At 69.5% G+C, this 24,471-nt stretch carries 24 protein-coding genes and 1 riboswitch; of the genes, 13 read left to right on the top strand and 11 right to left on the bottom strand.

What is annotated here, in order from left to right:
- Positions 1-21 precede the first annotated feature (21 nt).
- Positions 22-570, bottom strand: a complete 549-nt coding sequence (locus ACWEFB_RS33295; protein ID WP_326559237.1) for an OsmC family protein — start codon at positions 568-570, stop codon at positions 22-24.
- 83 nt (positions 571-653) lie between these two features.
- On the opposite strand from ACWEFB_RS33295, the gene metX reads away from it, so the two are divergent.
- The 3 genes from metX to ACWEFB_RS33310 are packed head-to-tail and all read left to right on the top strand — an operon-like array spanning position 654 to position 3,732.
- The gene (gene metX / locus ACWEFB_RS33300) at positions 654-1,892 is read left to right on the top strand and encodes a homoserine O-acetyltransferase MetX (RefSeq protein ID WP_452291852.1); all 1,239 of its coding nucleotides are present in this window, start codon (positions 654-656) and stop codon (positions 1,890-1,892) included.
- The gene (locus tag ACWEFB_RS33305) at positions 1,889-3,247 is read left to right on the top strand and encodes an O-acetylhomoserine aminocarboxypropyltransferase/cysteine synthase family protein (RefSeq protein WP_452291854.1); all 1,359 of its coding nucleotides are present in this window, start codon (positions 1,889-1,891) and stop codon (positions 3,245-3,247) included. Before metX ends, ACWEFB_RS33305 begins: the two co-directional genes overlap by 4 nt.
- Positions 3,244-3,732 carry a CoA-binding protein gene (locus tag ACWEFB_RS33310; RefSeq protein WP_452291856.1) on the top strand — a complete coding sequence of 163 codons (489 nt, stop codon included), beginning with the start codon at positions 3,244-3,246 and terminating at the stop codon, positions 3,730-3,732. Before ACWEFB_RS33305 ends, ACWEFB_RS33310 begins: the two co-directional genes overlap by 4 nt.
- A 7-nt stretch (positions 3,733-3,739) precedes the next feature.
- Here ACWEFB_RS33310 and ACWEFB_RS33315 read toward each other — a convergent pair whose 3' ends face one another.
- Entirely contained in the window at positions 3,740-4,363 is a 624-nt protein-coding gene (locus tag ACWEFB_RS33315; RefSeq protein WP_452291858.1) for a TetR/AcrR family transcriptional regulator, read from the bottom strand.
- Positions 4,364-4,411: 48 nt separating this feature from the next.
- Between ACWEFB_RS33315 and ACWEFB_RS33320 the strand changes: the two genes are divergently transcribed.
- The 5 genes from ACWEFB_RS33320 (at position 4,412) to ACWEFB_RS33340 (ending at position 9,861) form a co-directional block, all read left to right on the top strand.
- Positions 4,412-5,362 carry an NADP-dependent oxidoreductase gene (locus tag ACWEFB_RS33320; protein WP_452291860.1) on the top strand — a complete coding sequence of 317 codons (951 nt, stop codon included), beginning with the start codon at positions 4,412-4,414 and terminating at the stop codon, positions 5,360-5,362.
- Positions 5,363-5,435: 73 nt separating this feature from the next.
- A riboswitch (SAM riboswitch) is annotated at positions 5,436-5,525 on the top strand.
- Positions 5,526-5,793: 268 nt separating this feature from the next.
- Positions 5,794-6,666, top strand: coding sequence for an ABC transporter substrate-binding protein (locus ACWEFB_RS33325; RefSeq protein ID WP_326559231.1), 873 nt, complete (start codon positions 5,794-5,796; stop codon positions 6,664-6,666).
- A gap of 41 nt (positions 6,667-6,707) precedes the next feature.
- On the top strand, positions 6,708-7,496 hold the full coding sequence (locus ACWEFB_RS33330) for an amino acid ABC transporter permease (RefSeq protein WP_452291862.1): 789 nt from the start codon (positions 6,708-6,710) through the stop codon (positions 7,494-7,496).
- Positions 7,497-7,521: 25 nt separating this feature from the next.
- Entirely contained in the window at positions 7,522-8,271 is a 750-nt protein-coding gene (locus ACWEFB_RS33335) for an amino acid ABC transporter ATP-binding protein (RefSeq protein ID WP_452291916.1), read from the top strand.
- A gap of 396 nt (positions 8,272-8,667) precedes the next feature.
- Complete coding sequence (locus ACWEFB_RS33340; RefSeq protein ID WP_452291864.1) at positions 8,668-9,861, top strand: NucA/NucB deoxyribonuclease domain-containing protein; 1,194 nt, start codon at positions 8,668-8,670, stop codon at positions 9,859-9,861.
- Positions 9,862-9,951: 90 nt separating this feature from the next.
- Here ACWEFB_RS33340 and ACWEFB_RS33345 read toward each other — a convergent pair whose 3' ends face one another.
- Together ACWEFB_RS33345 and ACWEFB_RS33350 are read right to left on the bottom strand one after the other, a co-directional pair.
- Positions 9,952-12,849, bottom strand: a complete 2,898-nt coding sequence (locus ACWEFB_RS33345; protein WP_452291866.1) for a tetratricopeptide repeat protein — start codon at positions 12,847-12,849, stop codon at positions 9,952-9,954.
- 52 nt (positions 12,850-12,901) lie between these two features.
- On the bottom strand, positions 12,902-13,777 hold the full coding sequence (locus ACWEFB_RS33350; RefSeq protein ID WP_452291868.1) for an alpha/beta fold hydrolase: 876 nt from the start codon (positions 13,775-13,777) through the stop codon (positions 12,902-12,904).
- A gap of 316 nt (positions 13,778-14,093) precedes the next feature.
- On the opposite strand from ACWEFB_RS33350, the gene ACWEFB_RS33355 reads away from it, so the two are divergent.
- Positions 14,094-15,347, top strand: a complete 1,254-nt coding sequence (locus ACWEFB_RS33355) for a phosphodiester glycosidase family protein (RefSeq protein ID WP_452291918.1) — start codon at positions 14,094-14,096, stop codon at positions 15,345-15,347.
- A gap of 105 nt (positions 15,348-15,452) precedes the next feature.
- Here ACWEFB_RS33355 and ACWEFB_RS33360 read toward each other — a convergent pair whose 3' ends face one another.
- Positions 15,453-15,902 carry an Lrp/AsnC family transcriptional regulator gene (locus ACWEFB_RS33360; RefSeq protein ID WP_326559227.1) on the bottom strand — a complete coding sequence of 150 codons (450 nt, stop codon included), beginning with the start codon at positions 15,900-15,902 and terminating at the stop codon, positions 15,453-15,455.
- A 195-nt stretch (positions 15,903-16,097) separates the two neighbouring features.
- Between ACWEFB_RS33360 and ACWEFB_RS33365 the strand changes: the two genes are divergently transcribed.
- A complete protein-coding gene (locus tag ACWEFB_RS33365; RefSeq protein ID WP_452291871.1) occupies positions 16,098-16,523 on the top strand; it encodes a nucleoside deaminase in 426 nt (141 codons plus the stop codon).
- Positions 16,524-16,582: 59 nt separating this feature from the next.
- Here ACWEFB_RS33365 and ACWEFB_RS33370 read toward each other — a convergent pair whose 3' ends face one another.
- A complete protein-coding gene (locus ACWEFB_RS33370) occupies positions 16,583-17,233 on the bottom strand; it encodes a maleylpyruvate isomerase family mycothiol-dependent enzyme (protein ID WP_452291873.1) in 651 nt (216 codons plus the stop codon).
- A 202-nt stretch (positions 17,234-17,435) separates the two neighbouring features.
- Positions 17,436-17,930 (bottom strand): FBP domain-containing protein, encoded by a 495-nt coding sequence (locus ACWEFB_RS33375; RefSeq protein ID WP_452291875.1) that lies wholly within the window; start codon positions 17,928-17,930, stop codon positions 17,436-17,438.
- A gap of 81 nt (positions 17,931-18,011) precedes the next feature.
- Here ACWEFB_RS33375 and ACWEFB_RS33380 point away from each other — a divergent pair, with 81 nt between their 5' ends.
- Positions 18,012-18,581, top strand: a complete 570-nt coding sequence (locus ACWEFB_RS33380) for a TetR/AcrR family transcriptional regulator (protein ID WP_452291877.1) — start codon at positions 18,012-18,014, stop codon at positions 18,579-18,581.
- A gap of 34 nt (positions 18,582-18,615) precedes the next feature.
- Here the strand turns inward: ACWEFB_RS33380 and ACWEFB_RS33385 are convergent, their stop codons facing one another.
- Together ACWEFB_RS33385 and ACWEFB_RS33390 are read right to left on the bottom strand one after the other, a co-directional pair.
- Positions 18,616-19,350, bottom strand: coding sequence for a GNAT family N-acetyltransferase (locus tag ACWEFB_RS33385; protein WP_452291879.1), 735 nt, complete (start codon positions 19,348-19,350; stop codon positions 18,616-18,618).
- A 110-nt stretch (positions 19,351-19,460) separates the two neighbouring features.
- On the bottom strand, positions 19,461-20,822 hold the full coding sequence (locus ACWEFB_RS33390; RefSeq protein WP_452291920.1) for a DUF1996 domain-containing protein: 1,362 nt from the start codon (positions 20,820-20,822) through the stop codon (positions 19,461-19,463).
- A 618-nt stretch (positions 20,823-21,440) separates the two neighbouring features.
- On the opposite strand from ACWEFB_RS33390, the gene ACWEFB_RS33395 reads away from it, so the two are divergent.
- A complete protein-coding gene (locus ACWEFB_RS33395; protein WP_452291881.1) occupies positions 21,441-22,283 on the top strand; it encodes an ion transporter in 843 nt (280 codons plus the stop codon).
- A gap of 18 nt (positions 22,284-22,301) precedes the next feature.
- A complete protein-coding gene (locus ACWEFB_RS33400; RefSeq protein WP_452291883.1) occupies positions 22,302-22,982 on the top strand; it encodes a formylglycine-generating enzyme family protein in 681 nt (226 codons plus the stop codon).
- 58 nt (positions 22,983-23,040) lie between these two features.
- Here ACWEFB_RS33400 and ACWEFB_RS33405 read toward each other — a convergent pair whose 3' ends face one another.
- Both ACWEFB_RS33405 and ACWEFB_RS33410 read right to left on the bottom strand, forming a co-directional pair.
- The gene (locus ACWEFB_RS33405) at positions 23,041-23,361 is read right to left on the bottom strand and encodes a cellulose binding domain-containing protein (protein WP_452291885.1); all 321 of its coding nucleotides are present in this window, start codon (positions 23,359-23,361) and stop codon (positions 23,041-23,043) included.
- Positions 23,310-24,398, bottom strand: coding sequence for a fibronectin type III domain-containing protein (locus ACWEFB_RS33410; RefSeq protein ID WP_452291887.1), 1,089 nt, complete (start codon positions 24,396-24,398; stop codon positions 23,310-23,312). The genes ACWEFB_RS33405 and ACWEFB_RS33410 overlap by 52 nt, the downstream gene beginning before the upstream one ends.
- Positions 24,399-24,471 lie beyond the last annotated feature (73 nt).

Below are 24,471 nucleotides of genomic sequence, written 5' to 3' on the forward strand. Positions count from 1 at the left end.
CGCTCGATGGCTCGGACCCCCTCAGGCGACCTCGACGGTGACGTCGGTCGGGTTCGTCAGGGCGTCGAAGACGGCGGAGCGCTTCTGGGACTGGGCCACCAGCGCCTCGATCTCCTGCTTCGACGCGTCCGCGTCGATGTTGAACGTGACCTTGATGTCGTTGAAGCCGTTGCGGACGTCGCTGTCGACGCCGAGGATGCCCCGGATGTCGTGCTGGCCTTCGACCGTCGCCTCCACCGAACGCAACTGGATGCCGCGGTTCTGCGCGACCGACGCCACACCCGCGGTCAGGCAGCTCGCCAGGCCGACGAGGAGGTACTCGATCGGGGTGATGCCGTTGTCCTCGGCCGCGAAGACCTCGGGGTGGTCGGCGTCGAACACCGTCTCGGACTTGTGGGCCTGCTCCTGCCCGAGGCCGAAGAAGTTCCCCACCGTCGTGGTGCTGTGCACCCCGTTCTGCCACTTCGAGGACGCCCGCCAGGTGAACTGGGCGGCCTCGGGTGCGCCCTTCAGCGCTTGCCGTGCGTCGAGCAGTGCCTGGACGTTAACGCCGTTGTCGACAGTCGTCATAATGCGTGCTCCACCTTCCACGCCCCGTTCGCCTAATTACCTACGAAGGTGGTAGACAATACCCCGAGGGGAGGAGATTGGCTATGAGTACACCCGTGGCACCAGCGCGGTCCGCCTCGGTCGGCGCCGTCGAGACGCGGTACCTCGACCTGCCCGAGCCGGTGCGACTCGACTGTGGCCGTGAGCTGGGCCCGATCCGGGTGGCGTACGAGACCTACGGCCTTCTCTCGCCCGAGCGTGACAACGTCATCCTGGTGTGCCACGCGCTCAGTGGCGACGCCCACGCGGCGGGTCTGTCGCAGACACCGTCCGAGGAGAGCACCCGCGACGGGTTCGCGGCGACCGATCGTGACGGCACGGCCGGACGAGGGCTCGGCTGGTGGGACGGGATGATCGGGCCGGGCAAGGCATTCGACACCGACCGGTACTTCGTCATCGCCACCAACCTGCTCGGCGGCTGTCGCGGCACCACCGGGCCGTCGTCGACCAACCCGGCGACAGGCAGGCCGTACGGCGCCGACTTTCCGGTGGTCACCGTGGCGGACATGGTACGGACGCAGCGCGCGTTCCTGGACGTTCTCGGCATCGACCGACTCGCCGCGGTGGCCGGCGGATCACTCGGCGGCATGCAGGCGCTCGAATGGGCGGTCCTGTTTCCCGACCAGGTCGACGCCGTCGTGGCGATCGCCAGCACGCACGCCCTCCACCCGCAGGGCCTGGCCTGGAACGCGATCGCGCGGGACGCGATCCTGCGCGATCCCGCCTGGCAGGGCGGTCACTACTACGGCACGGGCCGGGCGCCGGACGGCGGCATGGGTGTGGGCAGGATGGTCGGCCACGTCACGTACCTGTCCGGGCCGGCGCTGGACGACAAGTTCGGCCGACGGCTGCAGTACGCCGACGACATCCGCTACACGATCACCGAGCCGGAGTTCGAGGTCGAGAACTACCTGCGCCACCAGGCAGACTCGTTCGTCCGGCGCTTCGACGCCAACACCTACCTCTACCTCTCGCGGGCGCTGACATACTTCGACCTCGGACGGCAGCACGGCGGCGGATCACTCGTCCGGGCCCTCGAAGGCATGTCGGCGCGGACCCTGCTGATCGCCTTCAGCTCGGACTGGCTCTATCCGCCGTCGGCGTCGACGGAGATCGAGGACGCGCTTCGCACCCTCGGCAAGCCGGTCGAGTACCACCTGATCGACGCGCCGTACGGGCACGACTGCTTCCTGCTGGAGGAGGCACGGCAGACCCCCATCATCCGTCAGTTCCTGGCCCACGGGCGGGCTGTCGGCGTACACCCAGGAAAGAGGCCTTCGTGACCGACAAGCCCCTGCGGACGGAGGAAGACCACGCGTACGGATTCGAGACCCGGCAGTTGCACGCCGGGCAACGACCCGACCCGAACACGGGCGCTCGCGCGGTGCCGATCTTCCAGACGACCAGCTACGTCTTCGAGGACCCGGAATCGGCGGCGGCCTACTTCAACCTGCAGGAGTACGGGAACACGTACTCGCGCATCATGAACCCGACCGTCGCGGTGTTCGAGGAGCGGATGGCGAACCTCGAGGGCGGCAGCGGTGCGGTGGCGTTCTCCAGTGGCATCGCCGCCCAGGCGGCCGCGCTGTTCACCCTGCTGCAGCCGGGCGACCACGTCGTGTCGTCCACGGCGCTCTACGGCGGGACGGTGAACCAGTTCAAGCACCTGTTGCGCAAGATGAGCGTCGAGCTGACCTGGGTCGACCCCGATGATCCGGACGCGTGGCGGCAGGCGGTCCGTCCCAACACGAAGGCGTTCTTCGGTGAGACGATCGGCAATCCCGCCGGGAACGTCCTGGACATCGAGACCGTGGCGGCGATCGCCCACGAGCACGACCTGCCGTTGGTCGTGGACAACACGTTCGCCACGCCGTACCTGTGCCGCCCGATCGAATGGGGCGCCGACATCGTCATCCACTCGGCGACCAAGTTCATCGGCGGCCACGGTACGAGCATCGGCGGAGTGGTCGTCGAGGCGGGTACGTTCAACTGGTCCAACGGGCGGTTCCCGGTGATCGCGGATCCGTCTCCGGCGTACCACGGCCTCCAGTTCCACGAGACGTTCGGCGCCTACGGTTACCTGATGAAGCTGCGGGCGGAGACCCTGCGCGACCTCGGCGGGGCGCTCGCGCCGTTCAACGCGTTCCTGTTCCTGCAGGGGCTCGAAACGCTGTCGCTGCGGATGCAGCGCCACGTCGAGAACGCGCGTACGGTCGCGGCTTTCCTCGAGTCGCACGACCTGGCGACGAACGTGACCTACCCCGGCCTGCCGACGAGCAGGTACCGGTCACTCGTGGAGAAGTACCTGCCGAACGGGGCGGGCGCGGTGTTCTCGTTCGACTGCGCTGGCGGCCGATCCGGCGGGCAGGACCTCATCCGGGGCGTGACCCTCTGGTCCCACCTGGCGAACGTGGGCGACGCGAAGAGTCTGATCATTCACCCCGCCAGCACCACGCACCGCCAACTGAGCGATGACGAACTGCGGGCGGCCGGCGTCGGACCGGGTACCGTACGCCTGTCGGTCGGCACCGAATCCGTCGAGGACCTGATCTGGGACCTGGAACAGGGTTTCGCCAAGGTCGCCGCAACGGCGGGGGCAGTCGCCGCAACGGCGGGAAATGAGGTATCGGCGGCATGACCACGACAGATCTCGCTCGGTACCAGGACCCGTCGACGATCCAGCGCGTGCTGCACACCACCCGGACCATCGCGATCGTCGGTCTGTCGAACAACGAGCTTCGGGCCAGCTACTTTGTCGGCTACTACCTCAAACGACACGGCTACCGGGTCATCCCCGTGAACCCCCGCGAGACGACGATTCTGGGTGAGACCAGCTACCCGAGCCTGCTCGACGTACCCGGGCCGGTGGACGTCGTGAACGTCTTCCGTGCGCCGAGCGCGCTGCCGGCGATCGCCCGGGAGGCTGTCGCCATCAATGCCGGCGCCCTCTGGTGCCAGTTCGGGGTGATCAACGCCGAGGGCGGGCAGATCGCGGAGGACGGCGGGTTGACGGTGGTCATGGACCGCTGCCTCAAGATCGAGCACGCCCGCTATCGGGGCCGGATGCACTGGCTCGGCTTCAACACCCACCGCATCACCTCGGTCCGCACCGGGCTCCAATAGCCAACGGTCAACGTCGGGACAGGGGTAACCGAACGGGCGGCGGAAGCGGCATCGGGACGGGCTTCGCCTGGAAGGACTGGATCATCAGGGCCGCGAAGCGGCGCGACGCCGCCACCCTCATCTCGGGCGTCTCGGCCTGGATGCCCTCGTTCGCCATCAGCGCCAGGCTGAAGTCCTCCAGCACGAAGTCCTGCCGCAGGGAGCCGGCGTCCTTCGCCCGTCGCACCAGTTCGAGCAGCAGACGCAGCGTGCGGTCGCGGTCGGCGGCGAAGTCGACCGCCTGGGGGAGCTGCGAGGTGAAGGCGCGGGCGAAGCCCCGGTCGAGGGCATGCATCTCCATGAGTTTCCGGATCACCAGGCCGAACCCGCGCCAGGGGTCGTCGGCGGCCAGACCCTCCCGTACGACCGCCGAGCAGAGGGCCAGCTGCTCGGCGAAGGCCTCGGTGAGCAGCGCTTCCTTGGTCTGGAAGTGCCGGTAGACGGTCGCGACACCGACCTCGGCGCGCCGGGCGATCTCCCGGATCGGCACGTCGAGGCCCTCGGTGGCGAAGGCCGCGCGGGCGACCGCGAGGATGCGCTCCCGGTTTTCCCGGGCGTCCGCACGGAGCTGCGTTATCACTTGGGCCGTCACCGCTCTCACTTTAGCCAAACGGACGGGGTGCTCCGTTACGGTCGCCGCATGAGAGCGATCCAATTCACCGAGTACGGCCCGTCCAGCGTCCTGCACGTCGCCGAGGTGGAGGCCCCGCACGCGGGACCGGGCGAGATCCGCGTTGCCGTACGGACCTCCGGGATCTCGCCGGGGGAGGTGTCCATCCGTTCCGGGGCGTGGCGCGAGATGGTGCCCGTGACCTTCCCGTTCCGGACCGGGTTCGACGCCGCGGGCGTGGTGGACGAGATCGGCCCCGCCGTCACCGGCGTCCGGATCGGTGACGAGGTGTTCGGTATGACCAGATCGGCCGTACGCGGTGCCAACGCCGACTTCGCGGTCCTGGCTGCGTGGGCACCGAAACCCGCCGGGTGGAGTTGGGAGGAAGCCGGCGGCGCCGCGGGCAGCGTCGAGACCGCCACCCGTGTCCTCGACCGGCTCGCGGTCGACGCCGGGCACACCCTGCTGGTGCAGGGCGCGGCGGGCGGGGTGGGCACCATCGCCGTCCAGTTGGCGGTCGCTCGCGGTGCCACCGTCATCGGTACGGCGAGCGAGCACAACCACGACTTTCTCCGTGTCCTCGGCGCCGAGCCGACGACGTACGGGACGGGGCTGGTGGAACGGGTCCGGGCACTGGCACCGGCCGGAGTGGACGCGGTGTTCGACTGTGCCGCAGGGGCGTTGCCGGACCTCGTCGCCATTGCCGGCGACCCGGCGCGCGTGGTGACGATCGCGGATCGGACCGCTGCGGCACACGGCGTACACATGTCACACGGTGCGCCGGCAGACGACACGGGCGTGGCCGTGGGAGCACCAGCCGACCCGCTGGCGTTGCACGGCCTCGCGATCGCGGTCACGCTCGCCGACGAGGGCCGGTTGCGGGTGCCGGTCGCGGCGGCGTTCCCGCTTACCGAGGCCGCGGCCGCACACGAACTGAGCGAAGGCCGGCATGCGCGTGGAAAGATCGTGCTGGTGAACTGATCGGGACGGTGGCGAGCGCCACAGGCGCCGTTTCTGGCTGGAACAATTCCGCCCGCATTCAGTAAGCTGACGCAGCCCATCCAGAGCGACTGAGAGACCTGGCTCGTTGACGTCGCAGCAACCCCCCATCGGGTGCGGGTGCTACCGCCAGGACCGATGGAGGTTTGTTCCGTGGGTACGCGTGCCGAGCGAGTGAGTCGGCTGCACGTCACGTGGCATTGGTGGCGTCGGCATGTCGACCTGTGCCGTACCAGCACCATGCTCTGTCGCCAGCACGGCTGAACCCGACTGCCGGTCGTCACACCGCGCCGGCATCTTTTCCCACCATTCCTGAAACGGCTGTAACACGCCGTCCGGGTCAGGCTGTCGCGCCACCATTCCTGCCGGTACTCCGGCGGCGATGCCGCGCGCATTTTTCTGGAGTTCCACACATGCGTCTGTCATCTGTCCTCGCACGTCTGCTGCCCGCCGCCGCGGCCCTCGCGCTGGTCGGTGCTGCTGCCGGCTGCGGTTCGTCGTCGTCCACCGACTCGGCCGACAACCCGTACAAGCTGCTCCAACCCGGTGTCCTCCGGGTCGGTACGCTCAGCGACGCCCCGCCCAACGTCTACCTCAAGGACGGGAAGTTCACCGGCTTCGACAACGACCTGCTGAGCGCCGTTGCCGGCAAGGTGGGGCTGAAGGTCGAGTTTGTCGGCACCGAGTTCTCCTCCTTGCTCGCGCAGGTCAACAACCACAAGTTCGACGTGGGCAGTTCCTCCATCACCATCACCGAGGCCCGTAAGAAGACGGTGGACTTCGGCAACGGGTATGACTTCGGCTACTTCGGTCTCGACGTACCGGCCGGGTCGCCGATCAAGAGTTTTGCGGATCTCAAGGGCACCCGGGTGGTTGTTGTCCAGGGCACGGTCCAGGATGACTATGCCACCAAGGAAGGGCTCGATCCGGTACGCGTCCCGGACTACAACGGCGCAATCAACCAGTTGAAGGCAAAGACCGCGGACGCCTGGATCTCGCCGGCCGAAATCGGGGAGAAGTCCGCCCAGGACAGCGCCGGAAAGATCGTCCTGGTGGAGAAGCAGCTCAGTTCCGCGCCGACCGCGTTCGCGGTCGCGAAGGGCAGCGACGCGCTGCGCGAGGCCCTGAACAAGGGTCTCGACCAGGTGATCGAGGACGGCACCTGGACCCGGCTGCAGGAGCAGTACTACCCGGGACGTCCTGTCCCGGACACCTTCAAGCCCGGCAGCGGCAACGTCGCGTACCCGGCGGTCAGGACGAGTCCCGCCGCCACCCCCTCGGCCTGATCCGAGGGTGACCGGTCAACGGGTTCGAGACAGGTAAGGCGATGGATACCCTCAAGACGTTGTGGGAGACGTTCTTCGACCTGGAGTCGATGCGCGAAGCCCTGCCCGAGATGCTCACTGTCGGCCTGCGCAACACCCTGCTGCTTGCGCTGATCTCGGCCACCCTGGGCACCCTGGTCGGCATGCTCCTCGCTGTCGCCGGACTGGCTCGGACCCGTTGGCTGCGCTGGCCGGCACGCATCTACACGGATGTGTTCCGGGGTCTGCCGGCGGCGGTCACCATCCTGCTCATCGGGGTCGGACTCGCCCCGCTCGGAATGGCCTGGTGGGGTCCGAACCCGTACCCGCTCGGCATTCTCGCGTTGTCGCTGATCGCCGCGGCCTACATCGGTGAGATCTTCCGGTCCGGCATCCAGAGCGTCGAGGCCAGTCAACTGGAGGCATGCCGGGCGCTCGGCCTGTCCTACCGGACGTCGATGCGGCTGGTGATCATTCCGCAGGGGGTCCGGCGGATCCTGCCGGCGTGGGTCAACCAACTGATCGCGCTGATCAAGGACTCCAGCCTGGTGTATTTTCTCGGCCTGCTCGCGAGCCAGCGGGACCTGTTCCGGGTCGGCCAGGACTACGCCGCGAACACCGGCAACGAGTCCGCGCTCCTCCTGGCCGGCCTCTTCTATCTGGTCATCACGGTGCCGCTGACGCACGTGGTGAACGGAATCGACCGGCGGCTGCGGCACGCAGGCGTGAGTGGCCCCGACCAGGAGGAGCCCACCACGCTCGGCACCGGTACGGCGAGTTCTGCGACTGCGGGAGGGGCAGCACGTGTCTGAGCATGATCAATCAGTGGTCACCGCAATGGACCCACATCCCGCCGTGAGCGGGTCGGTGAGTCTGTCGACCCGTGACATCCACCTGGCGTTCGGCCGTCACCAGGTGCTGCGCGGAGTGGATCTGGACGTCGAGCGGGGGCAGACCGCGTGTGTCATCGGCCCCTCCGGGTCGGGAAAGTCCACCCTGCTGCGAACCGTCAACCGCCTGCTGGAGCCCGACCGCGGCGACGTGCTCCTGGACGGGGAGAGCGTGCTGCGGCGCGACCCCGACCGGCTGCGTCAGCAGATCGGCATGGTCTTCCAGCAGTTCAACCTGTTCCCCCATCTGACCGTGCTGCGGAACGTGACGCTCGCACTGCGACAACTCAGGCGACTGCCGGCGGACGAGGCGGCAGAGGTCGCGTTGCACCACCTTGATGTGGTCGGTCTGCGCCACAAGGCCGATGCGCGCCCCGCGCAGCTTTCCGGCGGCCAGCAGCAACGGGTGGCGATCGCCCGTGCGTTGGCGATGTCCCCGCAGGTCATGCTCTTCGACGAGGCGACCTCGGCGCTCGACCCCGAGCTCGTGAAGGGCGTCCTGGCCCTGATGGCGGATCTGGCGTCACAGGGGATGACCATGGTGGTCGTCACCCATGAGATGGGCTTCGCGCGGCAGGTCGCGGACCTTGTCGTCTTCATGGACCGTGGCCGGGTGGTCGAGGCGGGCCCGCCGGCGGAAGTGTTCGACGCCCCCCGCAGCCAGCGGCTCCAACAGTTCCTCGCGCAGGTCCTCTGACGCCGCGCACCGCCAATTCCCGGTGCGGGCGCGGAGAAGCCCCGCTGCCGCCGTCGGCACTGCGGTGAACCGATCACCGACCGGTTGCGGCGCCTTCGACGTCCTGCTCCTGCTCCAGTTGGTCCACCCGACGCATAGCGATCCGCAGGATCGGCGGCGCCATGAAAGATGTCACGATCTGACCCTTATGGACTGGGCGGTGGGCCCGATTGTCCGGCCTTTCCGTACCATTTTCGATTTTGGAAAGGGGTGGGACCGCGCTACCAGTAAGAGTGATCCTGCGGCGGTACGTCCAGTCGGGCGCCAGAGGCCGTCCAGTGCGCCTCGCTAGGTTGCGGCCAGCCGGTCTTCCGTCTTCCCCGATGGGTGACCGCCACCGACTCCGGAGGAGGACACGTGCCCCATTCCCACGTACGAAGGCGCCTGCTCACGCTGGCCGTGGCCGTGACATGCGCCGTGGCCCTACTGCCCGCGCAGCCGGCCGCGGCGGCACCCGCCGATCCGGCCGCGCGCACGCTGTCGCAACGGGCGCTGCCGGACGCCTGCGCACCGGTGCTGGCAGCCGCGACCCGGAAGGCCGCGGGTAAGGGCGGCACCGCGACCTGTGTCGAGATGGGCAAGCCGACCCGCACCACAGCGCCCGCGCAGGCCGCCCCGGACAAGGCCGGTACCGCCGTCACCTGCGGCAACGGAGCGTGGGCGTACGAGCGGTTCGGGGCCTGCGCCACGGCACCGCTCACGCTGTACGTCTACCTCATTCCGTCCGGTCAGTTGATCGGCATCATCGACATGACCGCGACCTTCATGGCGGACCTCGGCTCGATCGACGGGCGGCCACGGTACAACGTCACGGTGCGGGCCACCGCCCTCCTGGGTCAGGTCATCGGGACCTTCGTCTCGCACGAGGGCTACTGCGAGTACGGCTGCAACGGGTTCACCGGCGGCGGGCTCCAGCGCTTCGACTACGTCGGGGCGCAGGCGAACTTCATCCTGAACGCCGGGACGACCGCCACCGCCCCCGGTGCCGTCCACCAGGCCCGGATGATGCTGTACTTCTGGTTCCTCAACGCCACCTGGAGCCCGCCGGAGTCGAACGCGGTCGGCGCGTCGAGCCCGGAGTTCCGCTGCGACAACGCCGTACCCGGGTTGAACCAGCCGGGCTGCGTCTACCCGTCGATCCGGCCGGCCTACCGGCCGAGCCCGGCCAACGGCAGCTATGTGCAGCACATCCGGATGGCCCTCGCCCATAACCTGCCCGGGACCCTGACCCGGATGACCGACTCCTTCAACCAGACCCAGAACCACAACCGGGCCTGCCCCGGCATGTACACCGCCCCGAGCGGATACAGCTGCGACGAGTATCCGTTCGCCTCCACCCTGCAGGGCGCGTTCACCGGTGGGCACTCCTACGGGCGTACCTTCGCCGGCTGCCAGATCGACTGGGTGCAGGTCCGGCAACCCGGCGACAACGGCGGGTGGAACGTCTGTTACATCCCGGCGTTCGAGAACAGCAGCGGGGGCGGTGAGCTGAACCGCTTCTACGTGAACAACCGCGTGATCAACAACGACGTGTTCGACGTCGTGCCCTGAGCGTCCGGCCGGGCGGCGCCTCCCGGGCCGCCCGGCCACCGGTCCGGATGCCCTGCCGGCAACTGCCGCTCAGCAGCACCCGAGAGAGCATCACTGGTCCGCCGGGCGGCCTCGATCGAGGCTCGCGAGGGCGGCAGCGGCACGGCCCCGCTCGTCCTCGTCGCCCGTTTCGGTGGCGATCGTCAGGGCGAGCCGGTGCCGTTCGATCGCTTCGTCGCCCAGGTCCATGGCACGCAGCGCTTCTCCCATGGCGTTCAGGGCGCTCGCCTCGCCGTAACGGTGCTTCATGGCGCGGAAGATGCGGAGGGCGTCCTCGAAGTACCCGAGGGATTCCCGGTGCCGGCCCTGATGGCTCAGTGCGGCCCCGAGGTTGCTGAGCGCCGTCGCTTCGCCCTCGCGGTGGTCGATCTCGCGGAAGAGGTCCAGCGCCTCACCCAACCGGGCGGTGGCAAGGGTCGGCTCGCCGAGCGTGGTGTGGATCCCGCCGAGGTTGGTCAGCGCGATGGCCTGCCCGGAGCGTTCGCCGAGCGCGGCGAAGAGATCGTGCGCTTCCTGGAACCGGTGTGCCGCCCGCCGCTGCTCGCCGACCGCCGATTCGACGTTGCCGAGGTTGGTCAGCGCCGAAGCCTGGCCGAAGAGGTCGTCGATCTCCTGATAGAGCGTGATGGCCCTGCTGTGGCGGGCGATCGACGAGACGAAGTCGCCCGTCCGTTCCTCGATGATGCCGAGATTGGACAGGGCCCGCGCCTGGCCGTGCCGGTTGCCGGTACGGCCGTACAGCGCCAGAGCCTGCCCGAGCTCCGAGGTTGCCGCCGGGTACCGGCCGAGCAGGCGTTGGATCACTCCGGCGTTGGTACGCAGGTGCGCCTCGGCCGCCGGGTCGCCCAGGTCCCGCGCGGCCCGGATGGCGTGTCTGTGGATCGACTCGGCCTCGACACCGTGGCCCGCCTCGAGATATCGATAGAGGGCGGAGGCGATGTTGACGGCGTACTCCGGCCGACCGTTGTTCAGGGCGAACTGACAGATCGTGGCGAACGACAGCAGTTCACTGTCCAACCACGCCAGAGCCGCGGCCGGGGAGATCGTCGTACCGCCGGGTTTGAGGGCAAGACCGGCACGCTGCCAGCTCGCGCTCCACCCCGGGTAGAGGACGTCGCTCGTGGCGACGGCGGTCCCGAGATAGTGCTCCAGCAACCGGTCGACCGTGGCCGCACGCTCGGATTCGCCGTCCACGGCCACGCTCAGCTCGGCGGCGTACGCGCGCAGCAGGTCATGGAGTGTGTACCGTCCCGACGAGTCGCACCGCAGCAGGTGCGCCCGGGTCAGTTGGTCGAGCAGTCGTGCCGCGGCGATGTCGTCCAGGTCGGCCAGCGCCGCCGCGCAGGCCAGCGTCGAGTACGGCGCGGGGTTCAGGCTCAGCAGCCGGAACAGACGCTGCGCCCCGGCGCCCAGGCGCTGGTACGAGCAGCCGAACACCTGCCGGATCGCCGCACCGCCTCCTCCGTCGTCCAGCAGGTCCAGCGGACTGGCCCGCCGTAACCGCGACACGACGCCGGACAGCGGAAGGTGTGCCTGCGCTCCCGCGTACTCGGCGGCCAGGCGCAGCGCGAGGGGGAGCCGGGCACAGATGGCGGCGAGCGAGTCGACGCTGTCCGGGTCCGAGGCGGCTCTCTCCCCGAGCAGCCTGCTGAGCAGTTGGGCGGCGTCCGGTGGCGGGAGCAGGTCGAGCTCGATCCGGCGTGCCCCGTGCAGGGCAACCAGCGCCGCCTGGCTGTCGCGGCTGGTGATCACGACAAGGGTGTCGTGGCTGCCCGGCATCAGCGGTCGGATCTGCCCGGCCGAGGCCGCGTTGTCGAGCAGCACGAGCAGCCGGCGCCCGACGGTCTCGGTCCGCCAACGAGCGGCACGCGACTCGATGTCGGGCGGGATGTCCTGATCGGGCACCGCGACGGCGGTCAGCAGGCGACCCAACGCCTCCTGCGCGGAAATGGCCTGTCCGGGGTCGTCGCCACGCAGGTCGAGGTAGATCTGGCCGTCGGGGAAACGGTCGCGACGGAGCTGGTTCCAGTGCACGACGAGCGCGGTCTTGCCCACACCGGCCGTGCCGCAGACCACGACCACACCGGGGGAGCCGGTGCCGTGGGCGGCGTCGAGCAGGGCGAGCTCCCGCGTACGGCCGACAAAATCCGGCACCGGCGCCGGAAGCTGGTGCGGAATTCCCGACGGGCGGTGGTTGACCGGTTCGTCGAGCAGGTGACGGTAAGCCTGCGCCAGCTCCGGCCCGGGATCCACGCCCAGATCGTCGGCGAGCGCCCGGCGGGTCGCCTCGTAGCGCTCGAACGCGATGGTCCGTTGCCCCATGGCCTGGTACGCCCGGATCAACATCGCCTGTACGGTCTCGTCGAGCGGGTGCGCGGCCCCCTCGACCACCAACGTGGCGATGATCTCGGCCGCGTCGCTCGTCCGGAGCATCAGGTTCCAGTAGGCGAACTGGGCCCGGCGCCGCTCCGCCCGGAGACCCGAGACCGCCGGGTGGGTTTCGAGTGCGGGCACGTCGCAGAGCGGATCGTCCTCCCACAGCCGCAACGCCTCGCTGAGGACGGCCGCCGCTCGGCCCGGGTCACCGTTGCCTTCGGCGGCTTGTGCGGCGCTCACCATCCGGCGAAAGCGATGCAGGTCCAGGGCGTCGTCGGGCAGCCGCAACAGGTACCCGTCGCCGACGGTCGACAGCACGCCGTCCTGGCCGCGCGGGCTGCGCTGCGGATCCAGCAGCCGGCGCAGGTGCTTGGCGTGGGTGTGCAACACGTTGACGGCGCTCGACGGTGGCCGCTCGCCCCACAGTGACTCGATCAGCTCGCGTCGGGTCGTCAGCCGCCCGGCGTTGAGCGCCAGGACGCCCAGAACGAGGCGGCGCGCGGGTGGGCCGGTGTCCAGCTCACGATCACCGTGCCACACCCGCAGGCGGCCGAGCACCTGGACCACCAACACCGCTGACATTGTAGTGGCGGTGGTCGATGAATCACCACGCGCGGCGGGACGCCTACCGCAGGAAATCCAACAGTTGCCGGGTGGTTTCCTCGGGAGCCTCCTCCGGGATGAAGTGGCCAACCGGGACCGGCCCGCCGCGGACGTCGTCGGCCCATCCCCGCCAGATCCCGAGCGGGTCGTCATAGAGCTTCGCGACCGAGCCGCGTTGACTCCAGAGAAACAGCACGGGGCAGGCGATCCTCCGCTTTCCCCGGTCCGCCTCGTCCTGCTCGTAGTCGAGCGTCGAGGCGGCCCGGAATTCCTCGCAGATGGCGTGCACGGTGGCGGGATCGCTGAACTTCCTGACGTACTCGGCGCGTACCTCGGGCGGGAAGGCGTCCTTCACCTCCGGCCACGTGTCGAGCATGAAGTCGACCAGGACCGCCGGTGCCGCGTCGATGAACCGCTCAGGCACCGGCTCCGGTGCGGCCAGGAACGACCAGACCCAGTACGCGAGGCTGAACTTCCGCTCGGCGCGGCCGTACGCGTCCCCGATCGGGACGACGTCCATGACGGAGAGCCGGGTGACCGCACCCGGCTCGTCGAGGGCGAGCCGGTACGCGCACCGGGCACCCCGATCGTGTCCGACGAGCCTGAACTGCTCGAAGCCCAGACTCCGCATGACCTCGACCTGGTCGCGAGCGGTCGCCCGCATGCTGTACGGCTCGTGGTCGGCGGTGCTCGGCGGCTTGCCGCTGTCGCCGTATCCGCGCAGGTCGGTGGCGACCACCGTGTAGTGCTCGGCGAGTCGCGGCGCCACCCGGTGCCACATCAGGTGCGTCTCGGGAATGCCGTGCAGGAGAAGGACGGGTGGACCGCTGCCGCCACGGCGGCCGTGGATCGTCGCCCCCGACGTGGGAATGTCGAACTCCTCGAATCCGTCGAACATGCCGTCGACCCCCCTGAGGTTCCGCGGGATCGTCCGCCCCGCCGTCCGGTGAGAGGGATCGGTCACCACCCCGCGCGACTATCCGGGCATTCGTCCCAACCGTAGCAAGAGAAGGGGGACGGACCGGACCATCGGTGGAATCCGGACGCCAGCCTTCCGGATCCCGAGCGAGGGCCGAAACCGCGGTCTCGTTTTGTCACCCGAAGTTGGCTCATCGGCCAACGTTCGTGATGGAGCGATGTCGGGTTGACGGCGAAAGATCATGATCATGACTTCGTACAACCCCTCGGCATCCCCGTTCCGCCGGGCCGGAGCTATCGCGGCGACCGTCGTCGCGGCGGTCGGCCTCGGTCTGGTTCCGGGCAGTCAAGCCATGGCCAGCAGCGACGTCCTACCGCTGGGCGATACGAACCTCACCGAAACGCGCGTCATCACGCCCCTGACCAGCGGCGTCACGCTGACCCACGTCGTACGCGGGACCGAGCCGGCGCCGGCTGACCAGATCAACACCACCACCCGTGGTCCCTGGGTCGTCAACGTCCTCACCATCGATCCGAAGAAGACCAGCGGGCACCTGGCGGCGACGTACGGGCCGGACTTGGCGGGTGTCGAGACGACCACCGACCTCGTCCGCTCCGCGGGTGCGCTGGCCGGCGTCAACGCCTCCTTCTTCACCTTCACCGCGAGCGCGCAGTACCCCGGTGACCCGGTCGGTCTGGGCCTGTTCGACGGGAAGCTGCTCAGCGAGCCGGGAACCGACGCCGCCGAGGTCGACGTGGTGGTGGACGCCAACACCAACAAGGTCGTCCTCATGGGTCGGCTGCAGTGGACCGGCACCGTCAAGAACGTACGGACCAAGGCCACGCTGCCACTGGAGTTCATCAACCACCCGCCGGTGGTCCCGGCGGGATGCGCCGCCCTCACCGACCAGACCCGGTGCACCGTGCCCGGTGACGTGGTCCAGTTCACCCCGGAATTCGCCGCCGCGACCCCGTCCGGGCCCGGTGTCGAGGTGGTCCTCGACGAGCGCGGCTGCGTGGTTCGCACGTCGACGACCCGTGGCACCGCGCTGACGCCGGACCAGACGTCGCTCCAGGCGACGGGCCAGGATGCCCTGACCCTGCTCAACGTCGCGAACGGTTGCGTCAAGCAGACCAACACCCTGATCAACGAGAAGGGCAACAAGCTCAACCTCCGTCCGGGACTGTTCGGGGTGAACGGCCGCTACCGGCTCACCGCCGGCGGTGAGATCGTGGTGCCGGTCGGCTCGCCCTCGGACAGCTTCTTCGCGCGCAACCCCCGCACCATCGTCGGGACGACCCGCGACGGCAGGATCGTGCTCGCGACGATCGACGGCCGGATGACCTCGAGTGTCGGCACCACGATGGCCGAGACGGCGGTGGTCGCCGACGCGTTGGGTCTGCGCGACGCGATGAACCTCGACGGTGGCGGTTCCACCACCATGTCGGTCGAGGGTGAACTGGTCAACCAGCCGAGCGGCGGCAGCCAGCGGGGCGTCGGTGACGCCCTCGTCTTCGTCAACGGCCCGGTCGGCGCCCAGGCCCGGTAACGCCGTCAGCATCGTTCGAGTGGCCCGGGTCGCGACGGCCCGGGCCACTTCCGTCGGTGGTCGATCCACGCTGGCGCACGAGGATGACGGAACAGCGAGGGAGCGTCACGACGGGGCCCGTGGTCCTCGATAGGGCAGGGGCTGGCTGTAGACGAGATTGGTGGTGGTGCTGCCGAACTGGGCCAGCTCGTCGATGAGCCGTTCGAGGTGGGCCATGGAGGTGGCGCCCACCTTCAGCACGTAACAGTCGTCCCCGGTGGTACGCAGACACTCGAGGAACTCGGGGCGCTCGCCGAGCAGCCGGTGCAGTGGCTGGTGCTGGCTGCCCGGGTACTTCAGACGTACCACGGCGAGGATCGGGAAGCCGGCTCTCACCAGGTCGACCTCCGCACGGTAGCCGGTGATCACCCCGGCGGTCTCCAGCCGCTTGACCCGTTCGGTGGTCGCGGAGGCACTCAGGCTCACCCGTCGCCCCAGTTCGGTGAGCGGGATGCGACCGTCGCGTTGCAGCTCGACCAGGATCGACCAGTCCGTTGCGTCGATATTCTCGGCCATCGGGCAAGAGTACCGGGACACCCACGGCCGATCTTCCCGTACGCCGTGAGAAGTCTCTTCAGTCGCCGGCCGCGCCTGGATAGGCTTTCCGAGCCATCCCAGGGTTGCCCGGCGCCCCCGCAACCGTGGCTCCGCCCGTCGCGACCCGTGGATCCGGTGAATCGACAACCGCCCAACCAGGACAACGGAGCAACCATGAGCCAGGACGACAAGCGGCATCTCCACCGGGCGATCGAACTCGCGGCCGAGGCGAGAACGGGCGGCAACCCGCCGTTCGGCTCACTGCTGGTGGGCCCCGACGGTGCCGTCCTGGCCGAGGAACGCAACACCTCGCTGACCGACGCCGACATCACCGCCCACCCGGAGTTGAAACTGGCCAGGTGGGCGGCCCGGGAACTCGCGCCCGACACGGCGGCGGGTACGACGATGTACACCAGTTGCCAACCGTGCAACATGTGCACCGGCGCGATCGAACGCTCCGGGCTCGGCCGCGTCGTGTACGCCCTGTCCAACGAGCAACTCCTGGCGCTGAAGCCGTCCGGCGGGTTCCCGTCCGTGCCGCACGAAGGACCGGCCCTCCTCGACGAGGCGCGGATCCCGGTCGAGGGCTACTACCGGTAGGGCGTCGGCGAGGGCTGCCGCGACGGTCCCGTCCCCGCACCCGTGGCATGCCACCGGGGCTACTTCAGCCTGGTCGCGACCTCTGCCTGCCCGTCACCGGTCAACCCGGTCAGCCCCGCCCGCCGACCGGTGATGACGAGGAGCAGATCGCCGGCTGGTCCGCGTACCTCTCCGGGGCCGTCGCCCGCCGACCAGTCGGCGTCGGTGGCCACGAACCGCAGCCCGGTGAAGCGTTTCCGGGCGCCGTAGAAGAAGCTCCGCCACACGTGTTGCAGCACCGGACGCGCCCGCTCGACGGGTATCGGGCGCTCATGCCCGAGCGGTCGGGCGATGTCCTGTCCGTGCACCAGGATGTCGGTCAGCGGGTCCAGCGGGCTGCTCATGGGGAACAGTCGGGGCCGCCCGGCCGTTTCCCGCAACTGCGCGACGAGGTCGCCGGGGCTGTACCGCAGGGCCCGTTCGCGGGCCATCTCGGCGGTCACCCGGTCGAAGTCCCCACGGGCCGGGATCAGCCGCAGCATCGTGCTGGTGAACTCGCGGTCGGCGAGTGTGAGGTGGGCGACCACCTCGCGTACGGACCAGCCGGCGCAGAGCGACCGGGCCTGCCACTGGTGGTCGTCGAGGGTGTCGAGGAGATCGGCCAGGTCGAGCCGTTCGGCTTCCACGTCGGACACCATGGCAACCCGGCTGCGGCGGGTGGACGTGGTCATCACGGATCCTCCTCGGTCGAATCCTGCGCGTGCCCCCGAACGAGGCGTGGCCACAGGTCACACTCGCCCGTGCCCCGCGTAGACCCGTTCGGGCACGGGGACCCGGCGTGGGTGGCACGTTACAGCGGGTGCCCGACACTTTTCGATCCGGTGATCAGGAGTACGTCCAGCCGCTGGTCCGCCGGCCTGTTCGGTCCCGTGGTCACCCGACCACCCGGTCCAGGAACCCGGCCAGGTTGGCCGAGGTCCGTTCGATCTGCTCCTGCTGCGTGAGCGACTCGTGCAGCCGCCCGCCGGGCGCGGCCGACTTCTTCCCGCGCAGGTAGAGCGAGCAGGCCAGGTCGGCGCAGATGTAGATGCCCACCGAGTTGCCCTGCTGCCCGCCCGGCCCCGCCTTCCGCGCGGTCATCAGCGAGACGCCGCCGCCCGGGTGGGTCGTCAGGCACAGCGAGCACATGCTGCGTCGTGCCTGCCCGGCGTGCGATGACGCCAACCGCAGCGCCACGCCCGTCACCCCGTCTCCGGATCGGGTGACCAGGTAGGCCCGCTGGGGCGCCGCCTGGTCCCGCCAGCCGAGGAAGTCCAGGTCGTCCCAGGGCCGCTCGGCCAGATCCCGGGGCATGGCCAGGCGTTTCACCTCGCCCTTGGTGCAGTTGACGAACGACGCGCGGATGTCCCGCTCGGTTAGGGGTTCCATAGCCAAAAAGCTACACTCGTTAGAGAAAACCAGCGAACCAATAAGCGGAAACCTAGAGGCTCTAGGTAAGGGAAGAGGCGCATGGCACGCGCGGGGGTGACCGTCGAACGCCTGACGCAGGCGGCGGCTGACCTGGCCGACGAGGTTGGCCTGGAGAACGTGACCGTCTCGGCGCTCGCGCGCGGCTTCGGGGTCAGGGACGCCAGCCTCTACTCACACATCAGGAACGCGCACGACCTCCGGGTGAGAGTGGCGGTACTGGCCCTGGCGGAACTCGCGGACAGGGTCGCCGTCGCCCTGGCCGGGCGCGCGGGCAAGGACGCGCTGGTCGCCTTCGCGAACGCCTACCGGACCTACGCGAAGGAGCATCCGGGTCGGTACGCCGCGATGCAGGTCGAACTCGACCCGGTGACCGCGGCCGGCAGCGCGGCACGCCGGCACTCGGAGATGACCCGGGCGATCCTGCGCGGCTACGAGCTGTCCGAGCCCGATCAGACGGACTGCGTACGGCTGTTGCACAGCACCTTCCACGGGTACGTGAGCCTGGAGAGGGTGGGCGGGTTCCGGCACAGCCCGCGCGAGGCGGACGTCTCCTGGTTGAGGGCACTGGACGCCCTCGACGCCGTACTCCGCAACTGGCCACCGGCCTGACGAGCGGACCTGCGGGCGGGCGTGTGCGGGAAGGTCAGAACGACATCAGCCGGAACGTGCCGACCGTACGGAAGCCGATGCGGCGGTAGACCGGCTCACCGGGCGGGCTGGAGGTGAGGGCGGCCACCCGTACGCCTCGTTCCCGGGCCAGGTCGATCGCGGCCACCGTCATCGCGGTGCCGATGCCCCGACGCCGGAACTCGGGCTGGGTGCCGACGAAGTACAGCGTGAGCAGGTCGTGGCTCAGCCAGGCGACGGCCGTCCCGGCGATCCGGCCGTCATCGAGGCGACCGGCCAGCCTGACCACCGTGCCGTCGCCGGCGAACGTCCGCTCCCGGTCGATCGCGGTTTGCATGCCCGCCGGGGGGATTCCGGACACCCGGCCGTACGCCGGGACGAACTCGTCCAGGTCGGTTGTCTCGCTGATGTGCAGCCAGGCCGGCGTGGGGACGGCGGCGGGCCGGTCGATCTTCATGGTCATGATCGGCAGGTCCGCGAGGTGGACGGCGTCGAGCGAGAGCAGGCCGTCGGCGGTGCCGGCATCGCTGTCCGGCCCGGCCCACCACACCCGGGGTACGCCGTCGAGGCGGTCGCGGGCCTCGGCGAGCGCGTCCTTCGGCGTACGACCGGACACCCGGACCACACCGTTGAGGGTCGCGTGCGGCACCTCGCTGCGGTACGTCAGCAGCTCCGGGTCCGCGGATGTGCCGACGTTCCAGCCGAGCAGGTACGCGCGGTGCGCGGCGAGCAACGTGTCGAGCGACTCCACGGACTTGATCTTAACTGCGCCTGGTCAGGGCCGGGTACTCGCCGGCGAACCCGGCGCGGGCGGCGTCAGCGGCCCGTACCGGATCCGTCGGGGGAGTGCCCGGCCGTCGGCTACGGCAGGACGTAGTTCTCGTTGAGGGCCGCGCCGCGGTTCGGCTTGTACTGGTCGAAGCCCCGGGGGTCACACTGCAGGCCGCCGTTGATGCAGTGCGACGAGAGCGCGGCGAGGGTGGGCGGGTCCCACGCGTTGTATACGTCGTAGTGGAACGAGTAGCCGCGCCCGCTGGCGAAGCGGACGTTGGACATGTTGCCGCTGACCGGCCACGCCATCTTGAACTCGATCATCGGTACGGCCACCGGGTGCGACGACGGGCAGACCCCGATCACCGGGTAGGCCATGTGCGACTTGTGGTCCGGGGTGTCCAGGTACCGGCCGTCCCAGCAGCTCGGGGCCTGGAACCGGAGGTTGAGTTGGCTGCCGGCGACACAGTTCGCCGGGATGTCCCAGTTGCGGACGCTGTCGCCGCACTCGAAGCCCTCGACGGCGCCGGGTGAGTTGCGGAAGTCGTCCAGGGTGGCGGACGGGCTGCCGACCACGTACCGCAGGCCCGGGGGGAACGGTCGGACGCTGCGGTAGTCGATGACACCGCTCTTGTAGTAGATGACCTGGCGTCCGACCGGCTGGACGGCGGCGTCACCGTTGTAGAGCGTCGGCATCCAGTAGCCGGTCTTGTCGCCCGGGGTGATGCAGGAGGTGCCACCGGCCTGCAACGACGGGAGCGTCGTGTTGGCGTTGGTGGTGGTGTTGCCCATGAAGGTGTGCGAGTGCGAAGCGCCGGGCAGGCCGAAGAACACGATCGGGTCGTCGTTGAGGTTGCCGCGGCTCACCGAGCAGTTCGCCTGGAACTCGTGGTGGGTGGTCGGCGGGTTGGTCGGCGGCGGGGTCGCCGTCGACGGCACCACGCCGGTGACCGGTGGATTGGCCGGTACGTAGCCGGGGCCCCCGGTCGGCGGGGGAGTGGTGCTCAGCGTTCCGTAGACCTTGAACTCGTACAGCGAGTAGCCGTAGCCGGTGCCGCGCTGGGTGCCGTACATCCGTACGTAGCGTCCGCTGCCCGTGACGGTGAGGGTCTGCGTGCCGCCCGTGGCGTTGGTGGTGCTGTAGACGGTGGTCCAGGCGTTGCCGTCGGGTGAGGTCTGGATCTGGAAGGCCCTGGCGTACGCGGCCTCCCACTGGAGGACCACCTCGGAGATGCTGGCGGTTGCGCCGAGGTCCACCCGTAGCCACTGTGGATCGCTCCAGGAGCTGCCCCAGCGGGTGGTGCCGTTGCCGTCGAACGCTGCCGCCGCCGGTGACTCGCCCAGCTCGGTCGAGGAGGCGAGGGCCGGTCGGCCCTGCGAGAGCGGGGTGCCGACGGCGGCGCCGGCGGCCTGGAGCTCGATCGCGCCGACGGCCAGGGACGCGATGAGCATGGACATGATGACCCCGGCGACGCCGAACGGGGTGGTGAGTCGCCGGAGTCGGTTTCGGAGTGCGTGTGGTGTTCTCAACGGAACTCCCAGGATTGGACGGGAGCCGTCGCAGGCAGGGGTCGCGACGGCGTGCGGGGGCACGCGTCGCCGGTGCCGTCGAGGGAACCGGTGGCGCGGGTACCACGTTGGAGAGCGCTCTCCCATATGTTGCGAACAGATGACCGGTCTGTCAATATCTACGCCAACCGATGGGTGCTAATTACCCCGAAACGTCATCAAGTCAACCGTCGCCCGAAGGTGACCTGGATGAACCGGTGGGGCGGCTGGTTGACGGCGACCGGCGGACGGGCCACCTGGCTACCATCCACCAATGAGATCAGCCGAGCCGAAGTGTTGTGCCGTGTCGTGTTCCGCCGCGTCGGTCCCGAGCGGTGTCGACAATGGGAGAGCGCGTACCCGCGACGACGTCGCGCGCGGCGGTAGCCGCTCCTCGGCTCCGTACCCGTTGTGACCGGACGGTCGGTGCCTGCCCAGCGGGCCGTCCCGCCGGGAAGCCCGGCCCGGCCCTCGCCGCTGGCGCGGCGATGTACGCGGATCGCCGAATCACGGGCGTTCGACGTGGTGATCATCGTCGTGATCGGGGCCAACGCCGTCGTGCTCGGCATCGAGACGTACGAACACCTGGGGTCGGCCGGGCCGCTCCTGCACGCGCTGGAGTGGCTCTTCCGTGCCGTCTTCGTGGTCGAGATCGTGATCCGGGTGCTGGCGTACGGCCGCCGCCCGCAGGACTTCTTCCGCCAGGGCTGGAACGTCTTCGACTTCGTGGTCATCGCCGCGGTGTTCATCCCCGGCCTGCACGGCGACACCACCGCCCTGCGCGTCATACGCATCGCCCGGGTCCTACGGCTGGTGCGGTTCTCGCCGGGGCTCCGCACGATCGTGACCGCGCTGCTGCGCAGCCTCCCCGGCGTCGGTGGTTTCCTCGCCCTCGCCATCGTCACGCTGTACGTCTACGGTATGACGGGCTGGCTGATCTTCGCCAAGGAGCAACCGGAGCAGTACGGCACCATCGGGCGCGCGGTGCTCACCCTCTTCGTCCTGCTCTCCCAGGAGAACCTGCCGGACCTGATCGCACAGGGCATGGCGGTGTCGCCCTGGACCCTGATCTACTACGTGAGCTACGTGCTGATCACCGCGAACCTCCTGCTCAACATCCTCATCGCGGTCATCGTCAACTCCATGGAGGAGGCGCGCCGGTTGGAGGCGACCGAGCGCCTGGCCGACGGCTACGACGAGGACGGCGACGGCGTACCGGACGAGGTCGACCGGATCGCGATCGCCCAGCGACTCGACGACCTACGGGATCTGGTGGCCGATCTCGAGCGGGAGTTGCGCATCGAGCGCAAGGTGGGCCCGACCAGGTCGGAGCAGCGGAGTACCCGCCCGTCCGGGGAGCACTGACCGGTAGGGTCGCATCCCATGGACACGGGGGTGGGGGCGGCGATGGTGACCGTCCCGTCGGGACGGGTGACCCTGTCGGACCGGCGGACGCAGCGGAGCTGGTCGGTCGAGCTGGCGGCGTACCAACTCGCGGCGTTCCCGGTCACCCGGTCCCAGTACGCGCTGGTCACCGGCGAGCGGCCGGACACGACATCCGGGGATCGACTGCCGGTCGAGGAGGTCACCTGGTGGGACGCGGTCCGGTTCTGCAACGCCCTGTCGGTACGTGAGGGGCTGGTGCCGGCGTACCGGTTCCCAGCGGACGGCGACGATGAGGGCGTCGAGTGGGACCGCACCTCCGACGGGTACCGGCTGCCGACCGAGGCCGAGTGGGAGTACGCCTGTCGAGCCGGTACGACCGGCCCGCGTTACGGGCCGCTCAACGAGATTGCCTGGTACCGCGGCAACTCGGACGAGCGGATCCACGACGTCGGCGGCAAGCAACCCAACGCCTGGGGCTTCTACGACATGCTGGGCAACGTCTGGGACTGGTGCTGGGACATCTACGACGCCGAGGTCTACGGCACCTATCGGGTGCTGCGCGGCGGCGGGTGGTTCGACGAGCACTGGAGTTGCCGCGCCTCGGTGCGACGGCGCAGCCACCCGACGTACCAGATCGACGACGTGGGGTTCCGCCTCGCGCGTTCCGGTCCGCGTTGATCGGTCGGCCGCCGGGCCCCCTCCGGTGCCGACGGCGACCGGAAGGGGCCCGCGATTCTCAGGCCGAGGTGAATTCGCAGCGCGTGCCGTTGAGAGTGACCATGTCGGGTGCGGGGTTGTCGCCGGCCCGCGAGCCGATGAAGCCGAAAGCCGCGCTGCCGTTCGGGGCGATCCGGACGTTCCAGTGGGCATTGCGTACGGTCAGGGTGGCGTCGGTCTGCGGGTCGGCCACCGCGTTCCAAATGTGGCGTATGCCCTGGCCGGAGGCCGGGAAGATCCAGTGGAGCGTCCACCCGTCCACCACCGACGAGGTGAGGTTGTGCACCGTCACCTCGGCCTGGAAGGCGCCCGGCCACTGTCCGAGGACCCGGTAGTCCACCCGGCAGGCCGGTGGTGGTTCGTCGGGTGCGGTGAGGGTGAGCGGCTCGGAGCCGGCCGACCGGTTGCCGCCGGTGTCCTCCGCGTAGACGACGAAGGTGTACAACCGCCCGGGACCAGCGGGACGTAGTCCCAGTTGGTGGAGGTGCGACCGACCTCCGCCGGTCCACCGGGCGCGGCCTGGTCGAACACGATGTATCGGACCACACCGCCCACGTCGGTCGACGGGTCCCAGGTGAGCATGACCTCGCTCGGGCTGAGCGTCGCCGCCACCGGTGTGCCGGGTGCGGTCGGCGGCGTACGGTCCGGGGGCAGGGTCGTCACGGTCACCGAGTCCGAGGGCGCCGAGTAGTTGCCGGCCTCGTCACCGGCGCGTACGGCGAGGGTGTACGAGGTGTCGGGGGTCAGCCCGTGCAGCGTGGTGGTGGTCCGTGGCCCGTACGGCACCACCTGCGGGACGACGGCCAGCACCTCGATCCCGGCGGGGGTGAGGGAGAGCACTTCGTACCGCCCCAGGGTGATGTTGTCGGTGGAGCGACCCCAGGACAGGGTCAACGAGGTGTCCGCCAGATTGGTCACGACCGGGGGACCGGGCACCGTCGGCGGTTGGGCATCGCCCGGTGCCATGGTGACCCTGAACTCGGCGGTACTCGGTGACCTGTTGCCCGCCGCGTCCAGGGCCGCGACGCTGAAGTAGTAGGTCCGGGACGGTTGCAGCCCGGACCAGGTGATGCTGTTCGTCGGGGTGGTCTGGCTGAAAATCATGTCGGTCTCGCGGTGGTACACGACGTACTGCTGGACGGCGACATCGTCGGTCGAGGGACCCCAGGTCAGGGTGACGGACGTGGTGCCGAGGTCGACGATCTCGATCGGGCCGGGCACGGTTGGCGGCTGGGTGTCGGCCGCGGCGGCCCGAGCCGTGGCGACCGGGAGGGCCAGCGTTGCGGCCACGGCGACGGCTACCAGCGGGGACAGCAGTGCGCGGCCGGGGCGGCGGGTGGTTCGGGGTGTTCGGTGGCGGGTCTCGACCATGGACATCTCACTTCCCCGTACGGGCGCCGCAGCGAAGGAAAGGGCGCCACACATATCCATGGTGACCGATGGGTGGCCG

The sequence above is a fragment of the Micromonospora sp. NPDC004704 genome (genome assembly GCF_053601675.1).